Consider the following 22,895-nt stretch of genomic DNA (forward strand, 5'->3'; position numbering starts at 1 on the left):
CCCCGGCCATGAACGCCCTCATCGATTTCTTCCTGCGCGTCGCCAACCTCTGCCGCAAGGAGCTGCTGACCATCCTCAAGGACCCGGCCACGCGCGCCATCCTGATCGCACCGGCGATCATGCAGAGCCTGGTCTTCGGCTACGGCGCGACCTACGACCTCACCAACGTGCCCTATGCGCTGCTCGACCAGAGCCACAACGGCGCCTCGACGGAGCTGATTGCGCATCTCGACAGCACCGGCGTATTCCACCGCGTGGCCACGCTGCGCTCGCAGGCCGACATTCGCGAGGTGATCGACACCGAGAAGGCACTGCTGGTCATACAGATACCCGCCAACTTCGAGCAGCAGCTCAGCGCGGGGCAGACGGCGGCCATCCAGCTGATCCTCGATGCGCGCAACTCCAACACCGCGGGCTCGGCGGCCGGCTACGTGAGTGCGGTGGTCGAGCGCTACAACGCCGAGCTGCGCGCGCGCGTGGGCGCACCGCCGTCGCCGCTGGTCGTGGAATCGCGCGCGTGGTTCAACCCGAATCTCGAAACGCGCTGGAACCTGCTGCCCGGCATGATCGCCGCGCTCAGCATGCTGCAGACGCTGCTGCTCACCGCGCTGTCGGTGGCGCGCGAACGCGAGCAAGGCACCTTCGACCAGTTGCTGGTAACGCCGATGTCGCCGCTCGAAATCATGATCGGCAAGGCGCTGCCGCCGGTGCTGGTGGGACTGGTGCAGTCGTCGCTGATCCTGCTGGTGGCGCTCTTCTGGTTCGGCATTCCGATGGCGGGCTCGCTCGTCACGCTGTACACAGGGCTGCTGTTCTTCACGGTGGCGAGCGTGGGCATCGGCCTGTCGATCTCCGCTGTGTCGGCCAACATGCAGCAGGCCATGCTCTATGCCTTCGTGCTGCTGATGCCGCTGATGCTGCTGTCGGGCCTGACCACGCCGGTGCGCAACATGCCGCACGCGCTGCAGGTGGCAACGCTGGCCAACCCGCTGCGCTTTGCCATCGACCTGGTGCAGCGCGTGTACCTCGAAGGCGTGGGGCTGGGCACGGTCTGGCACAACCTGATTCCGCTTGCCGTCATCGCCGCCATCACGCTGCCGCTGGCGGCGTGGCTGTTCCGCAATCGTCTTGTCTGATAACGGGAGCACGTCATGCCCCTTCCATTTCCTCATTCTTCCGTCGCGGCCACGCTCTCTCTCGCTTTCATTCTTGTCGGCTGCGCCGTGGGACCCGACCACAAGCCGGCCGAAGCCCGCGCTCCCGCCGACTGGTCTGCATGGCATGGCGGTTCGCCCGCGCTGCTTGGTGCGGAGCGGCAAGGTTCCTTTGGCGGCGTCGCATCTGGCGACTGGAAGGCCTTCAACGATCCGGTGCTGGACCGCCTCGAGGCCATGGTGCTCGCGAGCAACCCCGACCTGCAGACCGCCGCCCTGCGCTTCGCGCAAAGCCGCGTGCAGCGCACCACCACCGCGGCCCAGCAGGGTCCACAGCTGAATGCGAGCGCCGGCGTCACCCGGCAGCGCCAGAGCGAGAGCGGCTCCGCCACACGGATGATCGACGCGCTGGGCTCGTCGGTTTCCAACCGCGACCAGCTCATCCGCACGCTCAGCGAGCCCTACAACCTCTATCAGGCCGGCTTCGACGCCTCGTGGGAAATCGACCTGTGGGGCCGCGTGCGCCGCGCCATCGAGGCGGCCGATGCCGACTCGAGCGCATCGGCTGCGCTGCTGCAGCAGGCCCGGCTCAGCGTGCAGGCCGAACTGGCGCGCAACTATTTCGAGCTGCGCGGCACACAGCGCGAACTGCGCATCGCGCGCGCCGACATCGCAGCGGCCGCCGAGTCGCTCGAACTGGTGCAGGCACGCGCCGACGGTGGCCTCGTCACCGACATGGACCCGGTGCGCCAGCGTGCGCTGGTGGCCGAGCTGCGCGCACGCATTCCCGCGCTGCTGCAGCAAGAGGCCGATGCAATGAACCGCATCACGCTGCTGGCCGGTGCCGCGCCTGGCGCACTGAACACCGAGCTGGCAGACACCGCCACTGGCGACACACCAGACGCCCCCGCGCTGCCCGCACTCACGCTGGGCCTGCCCGCCGAGCTCGCACGCCGCCGCCCCGACATCGCAGCCGCCGAGGCGCAGCTGCACGCCGCCACAGCCCGCATCGGCGTGGCCGTGGCCGACCTCTATCCACGCGTGACGCTGGGCGCCGGCTTCGGCTACGAATCGGTGGGCAGCGAGCGCTTCGGCGACTGGGGCAGCCGGCAGTGGCACGTGGGCCCGTCGATCAGCCTGCCGATCTTCGACAACGGCCGCCGCCGCGCCACCATCGAACTGCGCGAACTGCAGCAGCAGGAAGCGGCCGTGGCGTTCCAGCAGACCGTGCTCAAGGCCTGGCACGAGATCGATTCAGCCCTCAACGCCTACGCCGCCGAGGGCCAACGCCAGGTCGAGCTGGCCGAGCGCGAACGCCGCAGCCGCGATGCGCTGGTGCTGGCGGCGGCTCGCTACAAGGGCGGGCTCACCGACTTTGGCGTTGAACTCGATGCGCGCCGCACCTTGCTGCAGGCGCAGCGCGACCAGGCACAGAGCACCAGCCGTCTCTCGGTGGGCCTGGTGGCGGTCTACAAGGCGCTGGGTGGTGACACTGTGGCGTCAGAAGCACAAATGCAACACAATTGAAACAAGTTGAACATGCAGACTAAAATACCCACCGGTTTCCGGGATTGACAAGCCTGCCTGCCCACTGATTCGTCATCGGGCAAGCGTGAACGGATCTTCCGGCACCCCCTGCATCGCGGGGCAGCTCGCCTGGGCCCGGCCCCTGAAAAGGCCGACCGAGGCGTCATCCGTTTGAGTCCTGCGCCCCTGCCCCGGGGGAAAACCGATGCGAGCTTTCTTCTCGCTGCGTGCATTCGCGAGTCTGGCGTTCGTGCTACCAGCTCTGTTCGCGCTTTCTGGAATGGTGCCCGCCTTCGCCGCAATGGACGAAGTCGGCCGGGCCGCCTCCAGCACCCATCGCCTGAAGTTCATCGTCGACCCCGAGCTGGTCACCGACATCGGCCCCGCCGAAGCCGCCCGCCGGCTCGCGCAGTACGTGGCCGACGTCAACACGGTGTTCACGCGCGAGACCGTGCGCAGCTTTGCCTTCGACCCCGCCGCCGACCTGCAGCTCGCAGCCCCCGCCACCGCGCCGCAGTGCAGTTACAACGGCCTGGTCAACGGCGAAGTGGTGGTGTGCATATCGAAGTCCACCCGCGGCTACAGCCACGGCGGGCTGTCTACCAGCTGGACCTTTCCGCAGAAAGGCGTGACCTGGAACCTGAACTGGATCGCCATCCACGACCCACTGCGCCTGTCGCGCGCGCCCAGCCCCGGCGCGCCCGAGTCCACCGAGAAGGACTACCTCGCCCGCCAGCTCAAGACCCTGCTGCACGAGCTGGAGCATGTGTTCGGCGCCGGCGCGGGCGAGTACTACAACGGCGTTGCGGTGGCCGACACCACCGGCGTCGCGCCCATCGTCGACCTCGCCCTGGCCAACGACAACGACCGCTACTGGTGGACGCGCCAGCACTGGCGGCTCGACCCGCTGCTGGGCACCGTCTTCGAGCAGCGCCGCGACCCTGCGGCCAACCGCATCGCCACGCTGGAGATGATCCGCTTCACGGCCGGCACCAAGGCCAACATCGACACCGACTGGACCGACTGGCCCAAGCTCGGCAGCTCGAAGTTCATGGCGGCCACCACCGGCACCCAGGTGCGCGTGACCGACCGTGACACCGGCGCCGCGCTGCCCGGCGCGCAGGTGTCGGTGTGGCGCGACCCCGGGGCCGGCAAGCCGCTGGTCATGCTGGTGACCGGCGTGGCCGATGCGTCGGGCCGCTTCGTGTTCGACTGGAACTGCGGCTTCAGCTGCTTCGCCGTCGGCAAGACGACGCTGCTGGTCAAGGCGCGCGCCGCCAACCGCGCCCCCGGTGCGAGCTGGTTCACCATCTTCGATGCGTTCGAGCAGAAGGCCGTGCAGGGCCAGCCGATGTTCACCATCGACCTGGCTCTCGGCGGCACCGACGCGACGCCGCCGACCGTTTCGCTGGCCGCGCCTTCCATGGCCGTGGTGGGCCAACCCACCACCATCGCGCCGGCCGTGGTGGACAACGCGGGCGTATGGGGCGTCAAGGTGCTGGGCCGGGACAGCATCCCGATCTGCACCTTCACCGCCCCGCCCTACACCTGCAGCTGGACGCCGACCGCGCCCGGCGTCCAGACGATCCGCGTGGTCGCGATCGACGCGGCTGGCAACGCCGCCGTGGCCTCCGCCAACGTGATCGTCAATGCGCCTTCCGACACGGTGGCGCCGACAGTTGCGCTGGCCCCGCCGCCAACCGCCGCGGCAGGCATGGCGACAAGGCTTTCCGCCACGGCATCCGACAACGTGGCCGTGGCCGAGCTGAAGTTCGTCGTCGACGGCAAGACCGCGTGCACGCTGCACGCCGCGCCGTACATCTGCACGTGGACGCCGAAGAGGCCCGGCGCCGCGAACATCGAAGTGCGCGCCATCGATGCGGCAGGCAACGTCGCCACCGCTTCCGCAAGCATGCGCATCGAAGGCCTGCGGCCCGAAGACCTGTAATGCGACCCGGCCTCAGGGCCGGTTGGTGAAGCTCGCGTTGCCCAGCCCCGTGCCGATGGTCAGCACGCCCCAGTGCCGCACGTCGCGCATGAAGGGAAGCTCGCTCAGGCCCTGCACTACCGCGTCGTTGTGCATCAACACCAGCGTCGGGCCGGAGCCCATCATCGGCATGCGGCGCCACAGCTGGCTCGGCAAGTGGAAGGCGTGGCCTTCCCAGTCGCCCGGCAGATTCTGCGCACCGCGCGCAATCGAGCCGTCCTGCCGGATCAGGCCCGGGCAGCCGATGCCGATGAAGGGCGCCAGCCGGATCTTCTTGCGCTCGCTGTAGAGCACCATGTCCTCGAGCATGCCGGCGATGTGATCGACCATGCCGCCGCGGTTGGGGTCCTCGTCCGCATGGCGCCATTTCTCGCGCCGCACCACTTTCGCGAGCGAGAAGTCGGGCGCCTTGCGGTGGCGCGTTTTCACGATGCCGCAACGCACGTTGGTGCCGCCGATGTCCACCGCGAGGATCGCGTCGTGCCCCTTCAGCATGTGGGGCGGCACGAGATGCGCCCAGCCGATCAGGCCGCCGTCGTCCACATCGTGCGAGAGGCGGCCGATCTGCACGTGCAGGCCCATCTCTTCGAGGATGGCGCCGGCCTGCAGGATGGCGCGCTCGCCCGCGTCGCTCTCGGGAAAGCCGCCGCCGATCACGATGCGCTGCACCTTCTGCCACGAGGGCTGGCGCATGAAGCGCTGGATCACGAAGGCCAGCTCCTGCGCGAACTCCTCGATGGCTGCATGCATCACGTCGGTGGCTTCGGACGCCTTCTTTTCCTGCAGCGCCTGGTCGAGCTCTCTCTTGCTCAGGTCGCGCGAATGCGAGAGGCCCAGCGGGTCTTTCCCCTTCCTGCGGCGGCGCTTGCGCCAGCGTTCGAGCAGTTCGCGGAAGGCCGTCTGGCTGGCCTGGTCGCCGACGAAGCCGTCCTTGTCGCGCAGTTGCAGGCTGTAGCCGTCTACCTGCACACCCGGCAGTTCGCGCAGGCCGTGGACGTCGGGGCCGGGGAGCTTGTCTTTCCTGGGTTGGGTCTTCATGGCCATCGACTGTGGGGCCGATCGGCGGCCCGCCGCATCGGCACCGCGCACCACGGCGTGTAGGAGATTGACGGGTACGCCGAACGGGGCGTTGTCTATACACTGGCCCGGATGCATCTGCCCCGCAGCCTCTGGCGCGCCGCCCTGTTGTTCGCCCTTGCCTGGCTTGCCGCGTCCGGCGCCGCTCGGGCCGCGGACGAGACGCTGCGCGTCGGCTCCAAGCGCTTCACCGAGTCGTACATCCTGGCCGAGCTGCTGGCGCAGACGGCGGCGCCACACACTGCATCGCCCCCCGTCGTGCGGCAGGGGCTGGGCAACACGGCCATCGTCTACGAGGCGCTGCGCTCGGGCGCCATCGACATGTACGCCGAATACACCGGCACCATCGCGCTCGAAATCCTCAAGGGCTCGCCGGCCAACACGCGCGAGGCCATGAACGCGGCACTCGCGCCGATGGGCCTGGGCGTGGCGATTCCGCTGGGCTTCAACGACGGCTACGCACTCGCGGTGCGCGCGCCCGATGCAGAGCGGCTGGGCCTGCGCACGCTGAGCGACCTGGCGAAACACCCCGAACTCAAGCTCGGCCTGTCGAACGAATTCATCGGCCGCGCGGATGGCTGGAAGGGCCTGGCCGACCGCTACGGCTTCACGCAGGTGCCGACCGGTCTCGACCACGGACTGGCCTACGACGCCGTGGCCGCCAAGCAGATCGACGTGATCGACATCTACACCACCGACGCCAAGATCGACCACCTCGGCCTGCGCGTGCTGGAAGACGACAAGAAATACTTTCCGCGCTACGACGCCGTGGTGCTCTACAAGCTCGACCTGCCCACGCGACTGCCCAGGGCCTGGGCCGCGCTGCAGACGCTCGAAGGCAAGGTCGACGAGCACGCGATGATCGCGATGAACGCGCGCGCCGAGCTGCTGAGCGTGCCCTTCGACGTGATCGCGCGCGACTTCCTGGCGAGCACAGGCAAGGATGCGAAGGCGCAGCCGCAGGAAGCGCGCCGCGGCTTCATGGCCAAGCTGTTCGGGCCCGACCTGTGGAAGCTTGCGCGGCAGCACCTGGTGCTGGTGGCGCTGTCGGTCGGCATCGCCATCCTGATCGGCGTGCCGATCGCGATCCTGGTGTTTCCGCATGTGCGGTTGCGCGCTGTGGTGCTGGGCTTTGCGAGCCTGCTGCAGACCGTGCCGTCACTCGCGTTGCTGGCCGTGCTGATCTCGATGCTGGGCGCCATCGGCGCGCTGCCCGCGCTGATTGCGCTCACGCTCTATTCGCTGTTGCCGATCATGCGCAACACGGTGACGGGCCTGGCCGAAGTGCCCAACGGCCTGCGGCTCGCCGGCACCGCGCTCGGCATGACGCCGCCGCAGAGCCTTCAGCTGGTGCTGCTGCCGCTGGCGCTGCCAACGCTGCTGGCGGGCGTGCGCACCGCCACTGCGATTGCCATCGGCACGGCGACCATCGCGGCCTTCATTGGTGCGGGCGGCTTCGGCGAGCGCATCGTGACGGGGCTGGCGCTCAACGACCGCGAGCTGCTCGTGGCGGGCGCACTGCCGGCAGCCGCATTGGCGCTGCTGAGCGAAGGGATCTTCGAGCTCGTGGAGTACCTGATGCGGCGCAGGCGGCGAGCCCCGCCGAGCTCGCTGCCACCCGCCTGAAGAGCGATCAGGCCAGCGTGTAGGCCGTCTTCACCGTCGTGAAGAACTCCTGCGCATAGCGGCCCTGCTCACGCGGACCGTAGCTGCTGCCCTTGCGACCGCCAAACGGCACGTGATAGTCCACGCCTGCCGTCGGCAGGTTGACCATCACCATGCCGGCCTGGCTGTGGCGCTTGAAGTGCGTGGCGTACTTCAGCGAGGTGGTGGCGATGCCGGCCGACAGGCCGAACTCGGTGTCGTTCGCCGTGGCCAGCGCCTCTTCGTAGTTCTTCACGCGGATCACGCTCGCCACCGGGCCGAAGATTTCTTCCTTATTGATGCGCATGGCCGCGGCCGATTCGCTGAAGAGGGCCGGCGACATGTAGTAGCCGTCGGTCTCCAGCTTCAGGCGTTCACCGCCGGCGGCCAGCGTGGCGCCTTCGCTCTGGCCGATCTCGATGTAGTTCAGGTCTTGCTCGAGCTGCGACTTCGACGAGACCGGGCCCACGTCAGTGCCCTGCGCAAGTGCGTCGCCCACCTTGATCTTCGCCATGCGTTCCTTCATGGCGGCGATGAACTTCGGATAGATGCCTTCGGTGACGATGAGGCGGCTCGACGCCGTGCAGCGCTGGCCGGTCGAGTAGAACGCGCTCTGCACGCTGAGCTCAACGGCCTGCGCGAGGTCGGCGTCGTCAAGAATCACCTGCGGGTTCTTGCCGCCCATTTCGAGCTGCACCTTCTTGTGCTTGGTGACGCACTGGATCGCGATGTTGCGGCCCACGCCCACCGAGCCGGTGAAGCTGATCGCATGAATGCCCGGGTGGTTGACCAGCGCCTCGCCGATCACGCTGCCGCGCCCCATCACGAGGTTGAACACGCCGGCCGGAATGCCCGAGCGGCTGATGATTTCGGAGAGAGCCCAGGCGCTGCCCGGCACGAGGTCGGCAGGCTTGAGCACCACGCAATTGCCGAAGGCCAGTGCCGGCGCGATCTTCCAGGCGGGAATGGCAATAGGGAAATTCCACGGCGTGATGAGGCCGACCACGCCGACCGGCTCGCGCGTGATTTCCACGCCGATGTTGGGGCGCACTGAAGGCAGCAACTCGCCCGACAGGCGCAGGCATTCGCCCGCGAAGAACTTGAAGATCTGACCCGCGCGCGTGGCCTCGCCAATGCCTTCAGCCTTGGTCTTGCCTTCTTCGCGCGCCAGCAGCGTGCCCAGCTCTTCCTTGCGCGCCAGGATCTCGTTGCCGATCTTGTCGAGCGCGTCGGAGCGCGCCTGCACGCTGCCCGTGGCCCAGGCCGGGAACGCTGCGGTGGCGGCTGCCACTGCGGCGTCGACATGGGCGGCATCGCCCTGCGTGTACTGGCCGAGCACGTCGGACAGGTTGCTCGGGTTGACGTTGGGGCTGTAGCTTGCGCCAGCACGCCATTCGCCGGCGATGAGGTTGTCGAAGTTCTGCATTGCGTCGTTTCCTTCAGCGCACCATGCACGGGCGCTTGTTGTCGAAAGTCCAGTTGGGAATGAGATATTGCATCGCCTGCGCGTCGTTGCGCGCGCCGAGGCCATGTTTCAGGTACAGCTGGTGCGCCTTCTCGACTTCGTCCATGTCGAGTTCAATGCCCAGGCCACCACGCGTCGGCACCTTCACGAAGCCGCCTTCGATTTGCAATGGCGCTTTCGTCAGGCGCTGGCCATCCTGCCAGATCCAGTGCGTATCGATGGCCGTGACCTTGCCCGGCGCAGCCGCCGCCACGTGCGTGAACATCGCCAGCGACACGTCGAAGTGATTGTTCGAATGCGAGCCCCAGGTCAGGCCCCAGGCCTGGCACAACTGCGCCACGCGCACCGAGCCCTGCATGGTCCAGAAATGCGGATCAGCCAGTGGAATGTCGACCGACTGCAGCGAGAGGCTATGCACCATCTCGCGCCAGTCGGTGGCGACCATGTTGGTGGCGGTGGGCAGGCCTGTGGCGCGGCGGAACTCGGCCATCACCTCGCGGCCGGAGAACACGCCTTCGGCGCCGCACGGGTCTTCTGCATAGGCCATCACGCCGTGCAGGTCGCGGCACAGGCGGATCGCGTCCTGCAGCAGCCAGCCGCCGTTCGGATCGAGCGTGACTCGCGCCTTCGGAAAGCGCTCGTGCAGCGCGCGGATCGCCTCGACCTCTTCCTCGCCGCGCAGCACGCCGCCCTTGAGCTTGAAGTCGGTAAAGCCGTAGCGCGCATGTGTGGCCTCGGCCAGGCGCACGATGGCTTCGGGCGTCATCGCTTCTTCGTGGCGCAGGCGAAACCAGTCGTTGTCGGCGTTGGGGTCGGTCTCGTACGGCAGATCGGTCTTCTTGCGGTCGCCCACGTAGAAGAGGTAGCCGAGCATCTGCACCGCGTCGCGCTGCTGGCCTTCGCCGAGCAGGGCCGCCACGGGCACTTCGAGGAACTGGCCGAGCAGGTCGAGCAGCGCGGCCTCGACGGCCGTCACCGCATGGATGGTCACGCGCAGGTCGAAGGTCTGCTGGCCGCGGCCGCCGCTGTCGCGGCCGGCAAAGGCGCTGCGCAGGCTGTTGAGCACCGCGTTGTGGCGGCCGATGGGCTGGCCGACGATGAGGTCGCGCGCGTCTTCGAGCGTCTGGCGGATCTTCTCGCCGCCGGGCACTTCGCCCACGCCGGTGTGGCCGGCGCTGTCGGTCAGGATCAGCAGGTTGCGCGTGAAGAACGGGCCGTGCGCGCCGCTGAGGTTCATCAGCATGCTGTCGTGGCCCGCGACGGGAACCACGCGCATGCCGGTGACGACGGGGGCGCCCGACACGACTTTGGAAACAACGGATTCAGGACTTGTCATCTTCGGGCTCGGTGCCTCAGTCTGCGGTGATGTGGCGGGTGTCGATCAATGTCTTCCATCGCGCCCATTCGCGCAACTGGAAGGCGGTGAATTCTTCGGGCGTGCTGGCGACGATCTCCAGGCCCTGGTCGAGCATGCGCTTCTTCGTCTCGGGGTCTTGCATGGCGGCAATCGCGGCGTCGCTCAGCTTTTTCTTGACGGCAGGCGGCAGTCCCTTGGGTGCGGCCATGCCCTGCCACGAATAGACCTCCGCGCCCTTCACGCCGGCTTCGGCCAGCGTGGGCACGTCGGGCAGCACGGGCGAGCGCTTGTCGCCGGTAACGGCAATGGCGCGCAGCTTGCCCGCGCGGATGTGCGGCAGCACGGCATTCACGTTCTGGAACGAGAAGTCGACCTGGTTGCCCAGCAGGTCGTTGACCGCCGGCGCGCCGCCCTTGTAGGGCACGTGCACGCCTTCGGTCTTGGTCTGCTGCCAGAAGAGTTCCGCCGAGAGATGGTCGGACGAGCCATTGCCCGAGCTCGCGAACGAGACCTTGCCCGGCGTCTTGCGCAGCAGCGCCAGCACGTCGGCCACCGTGTGCTCGGGCCGCGCGACGTTGGCGACGAGCACGTTGGGCGCCTGCACGGGCACGCTGATGTAGTCGAAGTCCTTGGTCGCGTCGTAGGGCACGCTCTTTTGCAGGTGCGGCGTGACGACGAAGGCGCCGAGCGAGGACACCAGCAGCGTGTAGCCATCAGGCGCCGCGCGCTTGACGAAGCCGGTGCCGATGGTGCCTGTGGCGCCAGGCCGGTTGTCGACGACGAAGCTGCCGCCGAGCTTGGTCTGCATCTGCAGCGCGATTGCGCGCGCCACCATGTCGGTGGAGCCGCCGGCCGGGAACGGCACGATGATGGTCACCGGCTTCTGCTGCGGCCATGCATCGGCTTGCGCCGAGGCATGCAGGGGCAGCAGCGCGGTCGAGGCAGCTGCGAGGGCCGCGGCAAGAAGGAGTCTCTTCTTCATGCGGACTAGATCCTCACGGCCTGGCGGGCGAGCAGCTTCCAGCTTCCGCCCTGCTTCTGCCAGACGCCGAGGATCTTCAGCGCCACCTTGCCGGGCTTGCCCGAGTCGTTGGTGTCGGCCGTGAGCGTGTGGCGCACGATGGCCGTGTTGGCATCGACCACCTTGACGGTCTGCTCGGTGATGGCGATGGACACGAAGTCCGACTTGCCGTCGAGCAGGTCGCTGATGAAGCTGGCCTTGGTGTCGACCTTGCCGCCCGAGTGGCCGTAGCTCAGGTCGTCGGACACCAGCGCGCCGAGTGCGGCAGGGGTTGGGTCGACCATCGCGATGCGCAGGCGTTCAGCGGCGGCAGCCACTTCGGGTGCGGCCGGTGCCGCACTGCCCGCGGGCATCATCGAGCAGGCCGAGAACAGGGCTGCCGAAGCGGCGATCAGGAAAAACTTCTTGAGGAACATGGCGTCTTGTCTCCGTTGTTGTTTGTGGTGTTCGACGCTGCAGGCTTACTGCGGGCCGAGCGCGTCGATCAGCGCCTTGAGCTGTTCCATCTCCGCGGGCTTCAGGTCGGTGAGCGGTGCGCGCACGGGGCCTGCGTCGTGGCCGACGATCTTTGCGCCGGCCTTGACGATGCTCACCGCATAACCCGGCACGCGGTTGCGCAGCTCGAGGTAGGGCATGAAGAAGTTCTTCAGCAGGTGATGCTGCGTCGGCAGGTCGTCGGCGGCAACGGCCTTGTAGAAATCCATGGCGGTCTTCGGAATGAAGTTGAAGACGGCCGACGAATACACCGGCGTGCCCATTGCCTTGTAGGCCGCGGCATAGACCTCGGCCGTGGGCAGGCCGCCCAGGTAGGCGAAGCGGTCGCCCATCTTCTGATAGATGGCGACCATGGCTTCGATGTCGCCCACGCCGTCCTTGAAGCCGACGAGGTTGGGGTTGCGCTCGGCCAGGCCGGCCAGCGTGTCGGGCTTCAGGCGGCTGGTGGCGCGGTTGTAGACGATCACGCCGAACTTCACGCTCTTGCACACGGCTTCGACGTGCGCGGCCAGGCCTTCCTGGCCGGCTTCGGTGAGGTAGTGCGGCAGCAGCAGGATGCCGTGCGCGCCGGCCTTCTCTGCGGCCTGCGCGCACTGGATGGCAAAGCGCGTGGGACCACCGGCGCCGGCAATGATCGGCACCACGCCGCGGCAGGTGTCCACTGCGGTCTTGATGATGCCGGGGTACTCCTCGCCGGTGAGCGAGAAGAACTCGCCCGTGCCGCCGGCCGCGAACAGCGCGCTCGCGCCGTAGGGGGCGAGCCATTCGAGGCGCTTGGCATAGCCCGCCGGGTTGAAGTCGCCGTTGCTGTCGAAGTCGGTCAGCGGAAACGAGAGCAGGCCGGAGCCCATGATGGTCTTGAGTTCTTGCGGGTTCATCGGGAATCGTCCAGTGAAGATTTGAGAAAAGAAAAAAGGGGTGAAGCAGGCGGTCAGTCGAGCCTGACGTTGGCTTCCTTGATGACTTGCGCCCAGCGCGCGCGCTCCTTGGCGAAGAACTGGTCTTGCTCGGGCGCGGTCATGGTCACTACCTCGGCGCCCTGCCCCGCGAGGCGGGCCCGGATGTCGGGCGTGCGGATGATGCGAACCAGTTCCTTGTTGAGCCGGGCGATCACCGCGTCAGGCACGCCGCGCGCCGCGACCACGCCCTGCCACGTGCCCGACTCGTAGCCGGGCGCGCCCTGCTCCGCGATGGTGGGCACGCTGCCGATCAGCGGCATGCGCGTGGCCTTGGACACGGCAATCAGCTTGAGCTTGCCTGCCTGCACCTGCGGGTAGGTCGCGAGCATGCCGTTCATGAGCACCTGCGTCTGGCCAGACACGGTGTCGAGCACTGCCTGCACGCCGCCCTTGTAGGGCACGTATTCCCACTTGGCGCCGACCTTGCGTTGCAGTTCGATGCCCGCGAGATGCGCGGTGCTGCCGCTGGCGGTAACGGCAAAGTTGAGATCGCTTTTCTTCGAGAGCTCGACCAGTTCCTTCAGCGTGCTGGCCTGCACCGAGGGGTGCACCACCAGCAGGTGCGGCGAGTAGGCCAGCATGGAAACGCTGCGCAGGTCCTTCGACGGATCGAAAGGCAGCTTGGGGTACAGCGACGGGCTGATGGCCAGCGCGCCGAGGTCGCACAGCATCAGCGTGTAGCCGTCGGCCGGCGCCTTGGCCAGCAGGTCGGCGCCGAGGTTGCCGTTGGCGCCCGCGCGGTTGTCGATGATTACCGACTGGCCCAGCGCCTCCGACAGCGGCTGGCTGATGGCCCGCGCAATGATGTCGGACGAGCCGCCCGGCGGGTACGGAACGATGATCCTGATTGGCTTCGAGGGCCAGTTGCCGGTGCCGCCCTGCGTGCCCTGCGCAATGGCGCGCAGGGGCAGGCTGGCGGCCAGCGTCGTGGCCAGTGCGGCGCCAAGTGCGCCGCGTCGGTTGATGGACATGCTGCCTCCTGTTGTTCGATGGTCGTCATGGCTGCGCACGGCTGGTCGTGCGAGTTATCAGTCATCGTACAACTAGAAAAACAACTTGTCCAGCGGGCAAGACAAGAAAAACTCAGCGGGAGGGAGCGTCGTCAGGCGACGGTGCGGCCGCACCCGTGCCGGCAGCCGCATCGGCTTTCGCCTTCTGCTGCGCGGCTTCTTGCGCCATGCGCAGCCGCTCGCGGCTGTTGGTCAGGTGGATGCGCATGGCAGCGCGCGCCGACTCGGGATCGCGGCGCGCGATGGCCGCGTAGATTTCTTCGTGCTCGCGATTGACGCGGCTCAGGTAAGGCGCGCCACCGCCCTCGTGCGTTCGGATGGCGCTGATGCGCGTGCGCGGAATGAGCGTGGTGCCCAGGTGCCGCATGATGTCGGCGAAATACGGGTTGCCGGTCGACTGCGCGATCTGCAGGTGAAAGCGGAAGTCGGGCGCCACCGTGTCCCCCGCCACTGCCACGTTGTGCTCGAAGTCGTCGAGCGCCTGGCGCATGGCGACCAGTTGCTCGTCGGTGCGGCGGGTGGCGGCGAGGCCGGCCGATTCGGTCTCCAGGCTGATGCGCAGCTCCAGCACGGCCAGTACGTCGACCGAGGCGGCGATCTCGCCGGGATCGAGGCGAAACACCCCACCGGCCCGCGGCTGCAGCACGAAGGTGCCCACGCCGTGCAGCGTCTCGACCAACCCGCCGGCCTGCAGCTTCGACAGCGCCTCGCGCACCACGGTGCGGCTCACGCCATAGGCCTGCATGATGGCCGACTCGGTCGGCAGCTTGTCGCCGGGCCGCAGCGACTGGTTGCGGATCTTCTCGCCCAGGTCTTCCACCAGCCCATGCGCCAGGCCGCGTGCGCGCTGGCGCGGACGGCCCACGAAAGCAGCAGACGCCGTTTCCGCCGGCGCCTCCGCTTCCGATATCAAGGGATTACCCGCAGTCGTCTGAACCATGGCCACGATGATAATCCTCAAACTAGTTGTACGACAACAGATAACTTATCACTCAACTCCCGGCGCCGCCGGCCATTCCGCCAGCGGCTTTCCGGTCTCCACGGCACCGACATGCAGCGCCCTTTCGACCTTGCTCCGTCGGCATCGTACCGGCCGCTTTCAGAAAAGCACCGTGACGGCGGGCCCTCGGAAACCATGACTCTTCCGTGTATGGACAGGCAACGATGAACGACAACAAGATGAACCGCCTCCTCCTGACCGGCGCGGCCGGCGGCCTGGGCAAGGTGCTGCGCGAGCGGCTCAAGCCCTATGCGAACGTGCTGCGCCTGTCGGACATCGCGTCGCTGGCCCCGGCCGCCGATGCGCACGAGGAAGTCGTGCCCTGCGATCTTTCCGACAAGGCCGCGGTGCATGCGCTGCTCGAAGGCTGCGACGCCATCGTCCACCTGGGCGGCGTCTCGGTCGAGCGGCCTTTCGAGGAAATCCTCGAAGCCAACATCAAGGGCATCTTCAACGTCTACGAGGCCGCGCGCCGCCACGGTGTGAAGCGCGTGGTGTTCGCCAGCTCCAACCACGTGATCGGCTTCTACAAGCAGAGCGAGCACATCGACGCGCATACCGTGCGCCGGCCCGACGGCTACTACGGCCTGTCGAAGTCCTTCGGCGAGGACATGGCGCAGTTCTACTTCGACCGCTGGGGCATCGAGACCGTGAGCATCCGCATCGGCTCCTCGTTCCCCGAGCCCGCCAACCGCCGGATGATGAGCACCTGGCTCAGCTACCGCGACCTGACCTCGCTGATCGAGAAGTCGCTGTTCACGCCTGACGTGAAGCACACCGTGGTTTACGGCATGTCGAACAACCGCGACGTGTGGTGGGACAACAGTGCGGCCGCGCACCTGGGCTTCGTGCCGCAGGACAGCTCGGAGGTGTTCCGCGACAAGGTCGAGGCACAGCCGCCCGTCGCGCCGACCGATCCGAACGCGATCTACCAGGGCGGCGCCTTCACCGCACAGGGCCCCTTCGGCGATGCAAGCTGAGCTCGTTCTCGATGCACGCAACGGCACCGGCGAGAGCCCGGTGTGGCACGCAATCGAACAGGCGCTCTACTGGGTCGATATTCCCGCGCGCACACTGAACCGCTGGCACGCGAGCGAAGGCCACGCGCAGTGGACGGCGAACGAAATGATCGCCTGCATCGCGCCGCGCGCCGATGCGCCGGGCGAATGGATCGCCGGCATGGAAAGCGGCTTGTTCTCGCTGAAGCCGAAGGCCGACGGCACGCTGGCCGCCACCTCGCTCGCCCCGGTCGAACACGCAGCCCCGGCCACGCGCTTCAACGATGGCCGCTGCGACCGCCAGGGCCGCTTCTGGGCCGGCACGATGCTGCTGGACATGGCGGCGGGCGCACGCGTCGGCCGCCTCTACAGCTACGGCAAGGGTGACAAGAGCGCCGCTCTGCGCCTGGACGACCTCATCGTGCCCAACGGCCTGGCCTTCAGCCCCGACGGCCGCACGATGTATCTCTCGGATTCGCACCCCACGGTGCAGGCCGTCTGGGCCTTCGACTACGACACGGAAACCGGCGCGCCAAGCAACCGCCGCCTGTTCATCGACATGAAGCCCCTGCCCGGCCGCCCCGACGGCGCCGCCATGGATACCGACGGCTGCTACTGGGTCTGCGGCAACGACGCGGGCCTGGTGCACCGCTTCACGCCCGACGGCCGGCTCGACCGCTCGCTCGAAGTGCCGGTGAAGAAGCCCGCGATGTGCGCCTTCGGCGGCTCGGCCCTCGACACCCTGTTCGTCACCTCGATCCGCCCCGGCGGCATCGACCTGTCGGACCAGCCGTTGGCCGGCGGCGTGTTCGCGCTGCGGCCCGGCACCGGCATCACGGGCGTTCCCGAACCGGCCTTCGGCATCTGAAGAACCTTTTTCGACAACCACCAAGCAGAGGATGAGACAAATGAAATTCACCAAGACCCTGATCGCACTTTCCGCGTGCGCCGCAGCCGCGCTGACCACACTGGCTGCACACGCCACCGAGTTCCGTTCGGCCGACATCCACCCCGACGACTACCCCACCGTGACCGCGGTGAAGTTCATGAGCGAGCGCCTGAAGGCGCTGTCGGGCGGCAAGCACAGCATCAAGGTGTTCAACAACAGTTCGCTCGGCAGCGAGAAAGACACGATCGAGCAGACCAAGATCGGCGCGCTGCAGATGGTGCGCGTGAACATCGCGCCCATGAACAACATCTGCGCCGAGACGCAGGTGCCGACCATGCCCTTCCTGTTCCGCTCGGTCGACCACCTGCACAAGGTGCTCGACGGCCCGATCGGCGAAGAGATCCTGAAGTCGTGCGAGAAGCAGGGCTTCATCGGCCTGGCCTACTACGACAGCGGCGCGCGTTCGATGTTCACGGCCAAGAAGCCGGTACGCACCTTCGCCGACATGAAGGGCCTGAAGGTCCGCGTGCAGCAGTCCGACCTGTGGGTGTCGATGCTCGAAGCCATGGGCGCCAACGCCACGCCAATGCCGATGGGCGAGGTCTACACGGGCCTGAAGACCGGCCTGATCGACGCCGCCGAGAACAACTACCCCACGTATGAAAGCGCGCGCGCCTTCGAAGTGGCCAAGTACTACAGCAAGACCGAGCACTCCATGGCGCCCGAGATGCTGCTGTTCTCCAAGCGCGTGTGGGACAAGCTCTCGACCGAAGAGCAGGGCTGGATCCGCCAGGCCGCCAAGGAATCGGTGCCCTACATGCGCAAGCAGTGGGAAGAGCGTGAAGTGAAGTCGCTGGCCACGGTGAAGGCCGGCGGCGCCGAGATCATCGAAGTCGACAAGGCTCCGTTCCAGGCAGCAATGAAGCCGGTGTACGACAAGTTCATCACCGACGCGAAGCTGAAGGACCTCGTCAAGCGCGTGCAGGACACGAAGTAAGCCCGCCCTCGTCGACTCGACCCGCTCCCCTCCTTCCCCCTCGGGGGAAGGGCAAAGAAAATCTATGTACACCAAACTTTGCCGCACCCTCGCACGTGCCTGCATGTGGTTGGGCATCTTCGGCCTCGTCGCAGTGATCTGCGCCGTGAGCTGGCAGGTGTTCGGCCGCTACGTGCTGAACAACACCCCCACCTGGGCCGAAAGCCTCGCGCTGCTGCTGGTGCTCTACGTCACCATGCTCGGCGTGGCCGTGGGCGTGCGCGACGCGGGCCACATCGGACTCGAATCCTTCCTCGTGCTCGCGCCCGACTGGCTGCGGCTGAAGATGGAATACCTCATCCACGCACTGATCCTGCTGTTCGGCATTGCCATGGCCTGGAACTGCGCCTCGCTCGCCGAATCGGTGTGGGACTACAGATTGCCCACGCTCTGGATCTCCGAGGGCTGGAAGTACGTGCCCGCCGCCGTGTCGGGCGTCCTCATCGTGATGTTCTCCATCGAACACATCATCGCGCTCGCCCAAGGCCGCGAAGTCGAACCTGCCTGGGCCTGAGCCACCATGACCATTCCTCTGCTCATTCTCTGCATCTCGTTCACGCTCTTCCTGCTGCTGGGCGTGCCGGTCGCTTTTTCCATCGGCCTGTCGGCCCTGGCCACGCTGCTCTATGAAGGCCTGCCGCTGGCGGTCGGCTTCCAGCAGATGACCTCCGGCATGGGCATCTTCTCGTTCCTGGCCATTCCGTTCTTCATCTTCGCCGGCGAGCTGATGCTCTACGGCGGCATCGCGGACCGCATCGTCAACCTGGCGCGCGACCTCGTGGGCCACGTGCGCGGCGGCCTCGGCATGTCGAACGTGGTGGCCTGCACGCTGTTCGGCGGCGTCTCGGGCTCGCCTGTGGCCGACGTCTCGGCCATGGGCGCCGTGATGATCCCGATGATGAAGAAGGAGGGCTATCACGCCGACTACGCAGTCAACGTGACGACCCATGCGGCACTGGTCGGCGCGCTGATGCCGACCAGCCACAACCTGATCATCTATTCGCTGGCAGCAGGCGGCAAGGTGTCGATCGCGGCGCTGATCCTGGCGGCGCTGCTGCCGGCTGCCGTGCTCACCATCAGCAACCTTGCGGCCGCCTACCTGGTGGCGGTGAAGCGCGGCTATCCGGCCGGCAGCTTCCCGGGCTGGTCCATCGTGGCGCGCTCGTTCGCGGCGGCGCTGCCCGGCCTGTTCATCGTAGTGCTGATCCTCGGCGGCATCCTGTCGGGCGTGTTCACGGCAACCGAGTCTGCGGCGGTGGCCGTGCTGTATGCGCTGGGCCTCACGATCTTCGTGTACCGCACGCTGAAGTGGGAACACTTCATCAAGGCGGCCTCGAAGGCGGTGCGCACCACGGGCGTGATCCTGCTGCTGATCGGCATCTCCAGCACCTTCGGCTACCTCATCAGCCTGTACGGCGTGGCCGAACTCACGGGCGAGATGCTGTCGCAGGTAACCAGCACGCCATGGGTGATCTTCCTGCTGATCAACATCATCCTGTTCGTGCTCGGCACCTTCCTGGACATGGCGGCCACCATCCTGCTGTGCACGCCGATCTTCCTGCCCATCGCCCAGCACTACGGCATGACCTCGGTGCAGTTCGGCATCGTGATGCTGATCAACTGCGCGCTGGGCCTGAACACGCCGCCGGTGGGCACGACGCAGTTCGTCGGCTGCGCGATCGGCGGGGTGTCGGTGGGCACGGTGATGAAGACCATCTGGCCGTTCTACGGGGCATTGATCTTTGCGCTGGGAGTAGTCACATTCGTTCCCGCGTTCTCGACCTGGCTGCCCAGCATGTTCATGGTCGTGAAGTAAGCAAGGAGCCCACGATGTCCGAACCCACCCGCCCACCGCTCTACATCCGCATCCACGCGGCAGACAACGTGGCCATCGTCGCGAACGACGGCGGGCTGAAGGCCGGCGCGGAGTTCGCCGACGGCCTTCGGCTGGCGGACAACGTGCCGCAAGGCCACAAGGTCGCGCTGGTCGACCTGGCCGAAGGCGACGCCATCCGCCGCTACGACGTGGTGATCGGCTACGCGCTGAAGGCGCTGCCGCGCGGCAGCTGGGTGCACGAGCGCGTGATGCGCATGCCGACCGCGCCTGAGCTCGACGGCCTGCCCATCGCCACGGTTAAGCCCCCTGCCCTGCCGCCGCTGGAGGGCTACACCTTCGAGGGCTATCGCAACGCCGACGGCTCGGTGGGTTCGCGCAACATCCTGGCCATCACGCAGACGGTGCAGTGCGTGGCCGGCGTGACCGACTTCGCGGTGCAGCGCATCAAGGCCGAGTTGCTGCCCAAGTACCCGAACGTCGACGACGTGGTGGCGCTGGCGCACACCTACGGCTGCGGCGTGGCCATCGATGCGCCCGATGCCATCGTGCCGATTCGCACGCTGCGCAACATCAGCCTCAATCCGAACTTCGGCGGCGAGGTGATGGTGGTGAGCCTGGGCTGCGAGAAGCTGCAGCCCGAGCGCCTGCTGCCGCCGGGGAGCATTCCCATCGTCGACAAGCGCGGCGAAGCCGAAGGCAAGCAAGGTGACGCGGAACTCGACGTGGTCTGCCTGCAGGACGACGAGCACGTCGGCTTCATGTCGATGATCGATTCGGTCATGCGGCAGGCCGAGGAGCACCTCGCGCGGCTCAACAAGCGCAGGCGCGAAACCGTGCCCGCCAGCGAGCTGGTGGTGGGCGTGCAGTGCGGCGGCAGCGACGCCTTCTCGGGCGTCACCGCCAACCCCGCCGTGGGCTTCTGCACCGACCTGCTGGTGCGCGCCGGCGCCACCGTGATGTTCTCGGAAGTGACCGAGGTGCGCGACGGCATCGACCAGCTCACCTCGCGCGCATCCACGCCCGAGGTGGCCGAGGCCATGATCCGCGAGATGGCCTGGTACGACGCCTACCTGGAGAAGGGCCGCGTCGACCGCAGCGCCAACACCACGCCGGGCAACAAGAAGGGTGGGCTGTCGAACATCGTCGAGAAAGCGATGGGCTCCATCGTCAAGTCGGGCTCGGCCCCCATCACCGGCGTGCTCGCGCCCGGCGAGAAGGCATCGCAGAAGGGCCTGATCTACGCCGCCACGCCAGCCAGCGACTTCATCTGCGGCACGCTGCAGCTGGCGGCCGGCATCAACCTGCACGTGTTCACCACCGGCCGCGGCACGCCCTACGGGCTGGCCGAAGTGCCGGTGATCAAGGTCGCCACGCGCAGCGACCTCGCGCGCCGCTGGCACGACCTGATGGACGTGAACGCGGGCCGCATCGCCGATGGCGACGCCACCATCGAGGACATCGGCTGGGAGATGTTCCACCTGATGCTCGACGTGGCCAGCGGCCGCAAGAAAACCTGGGCCGAGCACTGGAAGCTGCACAACGCGCTGGTGCTGTTCAACCCGGCCCCGGTCACCTGACTCTTTTCATTCCCTTCAGACACGGAGCGACGACATGGAAGACCTCAAGGACAAGACCGCGCTCGTCACCGGTGCCAGCACCGGCATCGGCGCCGCGGTGGCCATCGCATTCGCCGCACGCGGCATGCGCGTGGCGGTGCACTACAACAGCTCGGCCGACGCAGCGAACCGCGTGGTCGACACCATCCGTGCGGCCGGCGGCACGGCCTTCGCGCTGAAGGCCGACGTGCGCGACACGGCCGCAATCCGCGACTGCGTGAAGCAGGCCGCGGCGCAGTTCGGCCGCATCGACGTGCTGGTGAACAACGCCGGCAGCCTGGTCAAGCGCGTGCCCATCGCCGAGTTCGACGATGCGCTGTTCGACGAGGTGATGCACATCAACGCGCGCTCGGTGCTCGCGTTCTGCCGCGAGGTGGTTCCGCTGATGCGCACGCAGGGCGGCGGCAACATCATCAACGTGACCTCGGTCGCGGCGCGCACCGGCGGCGGGCCGGCCGCGTACCTCTATGCGGGCTCGAAGGGCTTCGTGAGCACGGCGACGCACGGCCTGGCGAAGGAACTGGTGGGTGACCGCATCCGCGTGAACGCGGTGGCACCGGGCGTCATCCAGACGCCGTTCCAGGACCGCTTCTCGACGCCCGCGATGCTGGAGAACTTCCGCGCCAGCATTCCGATGGGCCGCATCGGAGAGCCCGAGGAATGCGTGGGCGCTTTCCTCTATCTCGCCTCGGAACAGCTCTCGGGCTATGTCACCGGGCAGGTGATCGAGGTGAACGGAGGCCAGTACATGCCCTGACGCGCGAGGACAGTGAGGAAGCCCACAGAGGAAACACCCCCGGGGCTGAAGGATCAGATCAACAACGGAGACAAAGACATCATGAAGAGAAGCCAACTTCTTCGCGGCATCGCCGCCCTCTCGGCCACGGCCGCGCTCTCGCTCGGGCTGGCCGCGCCGGCCGCGGCGCAGGCCGATTTTCCGAACCGCACGATCGAGCTGCTGGTGCCCTACCAGCCCGGCGGCGGCACCGACGGCCTGGCGCGCGCATTCGCCGAAGCGAGTCGCAAGCACATCTCGCAGAGCATCGTGATCGTCAACCGCCCCGGCGCGGGCGGCGCCATCGGCTGGACGGAAGTGATCAACGCCAAGCCCGACGGCTACAAGCTCGCGGTGCTCACGGTCGAGCTGCTGACGCTGCCGCACCTGGGCCTGGCCAAGTTCAACTACGACGACTTCCAGCCCATCGCACAGCTCAACGCCGACCCGGCCGCGATCACGGTGAAGGCCGATGCGCCATGGAACACCATCGAGGAATTCCTCGCCGCCGCGAAGAAATCACCGGAGAGCGTGCGCGTGGGCAATTCGGGCAACGGCTCGATCTGGCACCTTGCCGCCGCAGCACTGGAAGACAAGACCGGCGCCAAGTTCGGCCACATTCCGTTCCAGGGCGCAGCACCCGCTGTGCTGGCGCTGCTCGGCGGCCACATCGAAGCCGTGGCGGTGAGCCCGGCCGAGGTGACGACGCACGTGCAGGGCGGCAAGCTCAAGGTGCTGATGGTGATGGCCGACAAGCGCGTGAAGGGCTTCGAGAAAGTGCCTACCGCCAAGGAGCGCGGCATCGACCTGTCGATCGGCACCTGGCGCGGCCTCGGCGCGCCGAAGAACACGCCGCCCGAAGTGATGGCGAAGCTGCGCGAGATCACCGCGAAGACCGCCGCCGAGCCGCTGATGCACGAGGTAATGGACAAGCAGAACCTCGGCTATGTCTACACCGACGGCGCTGTGTTCAAGGAAACGCTGGCGAAGGACAACGTGTACTTCAAGCAGCTCATCACCAAGCTCAACATCAAGCCCTGAGCCGCAC

General features: G+C 67.2%; 20 protein-coding genes. 12 read left to right on the forward strand and 8 right to left on the reverse strand.

Annotated elements, in window-relative coordinates; all coding sequences use genetic code 11:
- Positions 1 to 8 precede the first annotated feature (8 nt).
- From BMW87_RS17890 to BMW87_RS17900, 3 genes are all read left to right on the forward strand, one after another.
- Positions 9 to 1,136, forward strand: coding sequence for an ABC transporter permease (locus BMW87_RS17890; protein WP_093077753.1), 1,128 nt, complete (start codon positions 9 to 11; stop codon positions 1,134 to 1,136).
- Between the two features lie 15 nt (positions 1,137 to 1,151).
- Positions 1,152 to 2,681, forward strand: coding sequence for an efflux transporter outer membrane subunit (locus BMW87_RS17895; RefSeq protein WP_093077755.1), 1,530 nt, complete (start codon positions 1,152 to 1,154; stop codon positions 2,679 to 2,681).
- A 280-nt stretch (positions 2,682 to 2,961) separates the two neighbouring features.
- The gene (locus BMW87_RS17900) at positions 2,962 to 4,629 is read left to right on the forward strand and encodes an Ig-like domain-containing protein (RefSeq protein WP_256216815.1); all 1,668 of its coding nucleotides are present in this window, start codon (positions 2,962 to 2,964) and stop codon (positions 4,627 to 4,629) included.
- A 12-nt stretch (positions 4,630 to 4,641) separates the two neighbouring features.
- Here the strand turns inward: BMW87_RS17900 and BMW87_RS17905 are convergent, their stop codons facing one another.
- Entirely contained in the window at positions 4,642 to 5,712 is a 1,071-nt protein-coding gene (locus BMW87_RS17905) for an ROK family protein (protein ID WP_371127349.1), read from the reverse strand.
- A gap of 105 nt (positions 5,713 to 5,817) precedes the next feature.
- Here BMW87_RS17905 and BMW87_RS17910 point away from each other — a divergent pair, with 105 nt between their 5' ends.
- Positions 5,818 to 7,371 (forward strand): ABC transporter permease/substrate-binding protein, encoded by a 1,554-nt coding sequence (locus BMW87_RS17910; RefSeq protein ID WP_093077758.1) that lies wholly within the window; start codon positions 5,818 to 5,820, stop codon positions 7,369 to 7,371.
- Positions 7,372 to 7,378: 7 nt separating this feature from the next.
- Here the strand turns inward: BMW87_RS17910 and BMW87_RS17915 are convergent, their stop codons facing one another.
- The 7 genes from BMW87_RS17915 to BMW87_RS17945 form a co-directional block, all read right to left on the reverse strand.
- Positions 7,379 to 8,815, reverse strand: a complete 1,437-nt coding sequence (locus tag BMW87_RS17915; protein ID WP_093077759.1) for an aldehyde dehydrogenase family protein — start codon at positions 8,813 to 8,815, stop codon at positions 7,379 to 7,381.
- Positions 8,816 to 8,828: 13 nt separating this feature from the next.
- Entirely contained in the window at positions 8,829 to 10,190 is a 1,362-nt protein-coding gene (gudD, locus tag BMW87_RS17920; protein ID WP_093051348.1) for a glucarate dehydratase, read from the reverse strand.
- A gap of 16 nt (positions 10,191 to 10,206) precedes the next feature.
- Positions 10,207 to 11,193, reverse strand: coding sequence for a Bug family tripartite tricarboxylate transporter substrate binding protein (locus BMW87_RS17925; protein ID WP_093077761.1), 987 nt, complete (start codon positions 11,191 to 11,193; stop codon positions 10,207 to 10,209).
- Between the two features lie 5 nt (positions 11,194 to 11,198).
- The gene (locus BMW87_RS17930; RefSeq protein ID WP_093051355.1) at positions 11,199 to 11,648 is read right to left on the reverse strand and encodes a nuclear transport factor 2 family protein; all 450 of its coding nucleotides are present in this window, start codon (positions 11,646 to 11,648) and stop codon (positions 11,199 to 11,201) included.
- A 45-nt stretch (positions 11,649 to 11,693) separates the two neighbouring features.
- On the reverse strand, positions 11,694 to 12,605 hold the full coding sequence (kdgD, locus tag BMW87_RS17935; RefSeq protein WP_093051358.1) for a 5-dehydro-4-deoxyglucarate dehydratase: 912 nt from the start codon (positions 12,603 to 12,605) through the stop codon (positions 11,694 to 11,696).
- Between the two features lie 53 nt (positions 12,606 to 12,658).
- The gene (locus tag BMW87_RS17940; protein WP_093051361.1) at positions 12,659 to 13,657 is read right to left on the reverse strand and encodes a Bug family tripartite tricarboxylate transporter substrate binding protein; all 999 of its coding nucleotides are present in this window, start codon (positions 13,655 to 13,657) and stop codon (positions 12,659 to 12,661) included.
- 112 nt (positions 13,658 to 13,769) lie between these two features.
- Positions 13,770 to 14,636, reverse strand: coding sequence for a FadR/GntR family transcriptional regulator (locus BMW87_RS17945; RefSeq protein WP_093077947.1), 867 nt, complete (start codon positions 14,634 to 14,636; stop codon positions 13,770 to 13,772).
- A 224-nt stretch (positions 14,637 to 14,860) separates the two neighbouring features.
- Here BMW87_RS17945 and BMW87_RS17950 point away from each other — a divergent pair, with 224 nt between their 5' ends.
- From BMW87_RS17950 to BMW87_RS17985, 8 genes are all read left to right on the forward strand, one after another.
- Complete coding sequence (locus tag BMW87_RS17950) at positions 14,861 to 15,676, forward strand: NAD-dependent epimerase/dehydratase family protein (RefSeq protein ID WP_093077762.1); 816 nt, start codon at positions 14,861 to 14,863, stop codon at positions 15,674 to 15,676.
- Positions 15,666 to 16,562, forward strand: a complete 897-nt coding sequence (locus BMW87_RS17955) for an SMP-30/gluconolactonase/LRE family protein (RefSeq protein ID WP_093077764.1) — start codon at positions 15,666 to 15,668, stop codon at positions 16,560 to 16,562. The genes BMW87_RS17950 and BMW87_RS17955 overlap by 11 nt, the downstream gene beginning before the upstream one ends.
- A 40-nt stretch (positions 16,563 to 16,602) precedes the next feature.
- On the forward strand, positions 16,603 to 17,580 hold the full coding sequence (locus BMW87_RS17960) for a TRAP transporter substrate-binding protein (RefSeq protein WP_093051373.1): 978 nt from the start codon (positions 16,603 to 16,605) through the stop codon (positions 17,578 to 17,580).
- A 64-nt stretch (positions 17,581 to 17,644) separates the two neighbouring features.
- Positions 17,645 to 18,133: a TRAP transporter small permease gene (locus tag BMW87_RS17965; protein ID WP_093051376.1), complete on the forward strand. Its 489-nt coding sequence runs from the start codon at positions 17,645 to 17,647 to the stop codon at positions 18,131 to 18,133.
- A 6-nt stretch (positions 18,134 to 18,139) separates the two neighbouring features.
- The gene (locus tag BMW87_RS17970; RefSeq protein WP_093051379.1) at positions 18,140 to 19,435 is read left to right on the forward strand and encodes a TRAP transporter large permease; all 1,296 of its coding nucleotides are present in this window, start codon (positions 18,140 to 18,142) and stop codon (positions 19,433 to 19,435) included.
- A gap of 14 nt (positions 19,436 to 19,449) precedes the next feature.
- Positions 19,450 to 21,033 (forward strand): galactarate dehydratase, encoded by a 1,584-nt coding sequence (gene garD, locus BMW87_RS17975; RefSeq protein WP_093077765.1) that lies wholly within the window; start codon positions 19,450 to 19,452, stop codon positions 21,031 to 21,033.
- Positions 21,034 to 21,067: 34 nt separating this feature from the next.
- Positions 21,068 to 21,829 (forward strand): SDR family NAD(P)-dependent oxidoreductase, encoded by a 762-nt coding sequence (locus BMW87_RS17980; protein WP_093077767.1) that lies wholly within the window; start codon positions 21,068 to 21,070, stop codon positions 21,827 to 21,829.
- A gap of 81 nt (positions 21,830 to 21,910) precedes the next feature.
- Entirely contained in the window at positions 21,911 to 22,888 is a 978-nt protein-coding gene (locus BMW87_RS17985; protein WP_093077768.1) for a tripartite tricarboxylate transporter substrate binding protein, read from the forward strand.
- The last annotated feature ends 7 nt before the right edge of the window (positions 22,889 to 22,895 follow it).

This window comes from Variovorax sp. OV084 (assembly GCF_900111625.1).
Lineage (GTDB): Bacteria > Pseudomonadota > Gammaproteobacteria > Burkholderiales > Burkholderiaceae_C > Variovorax.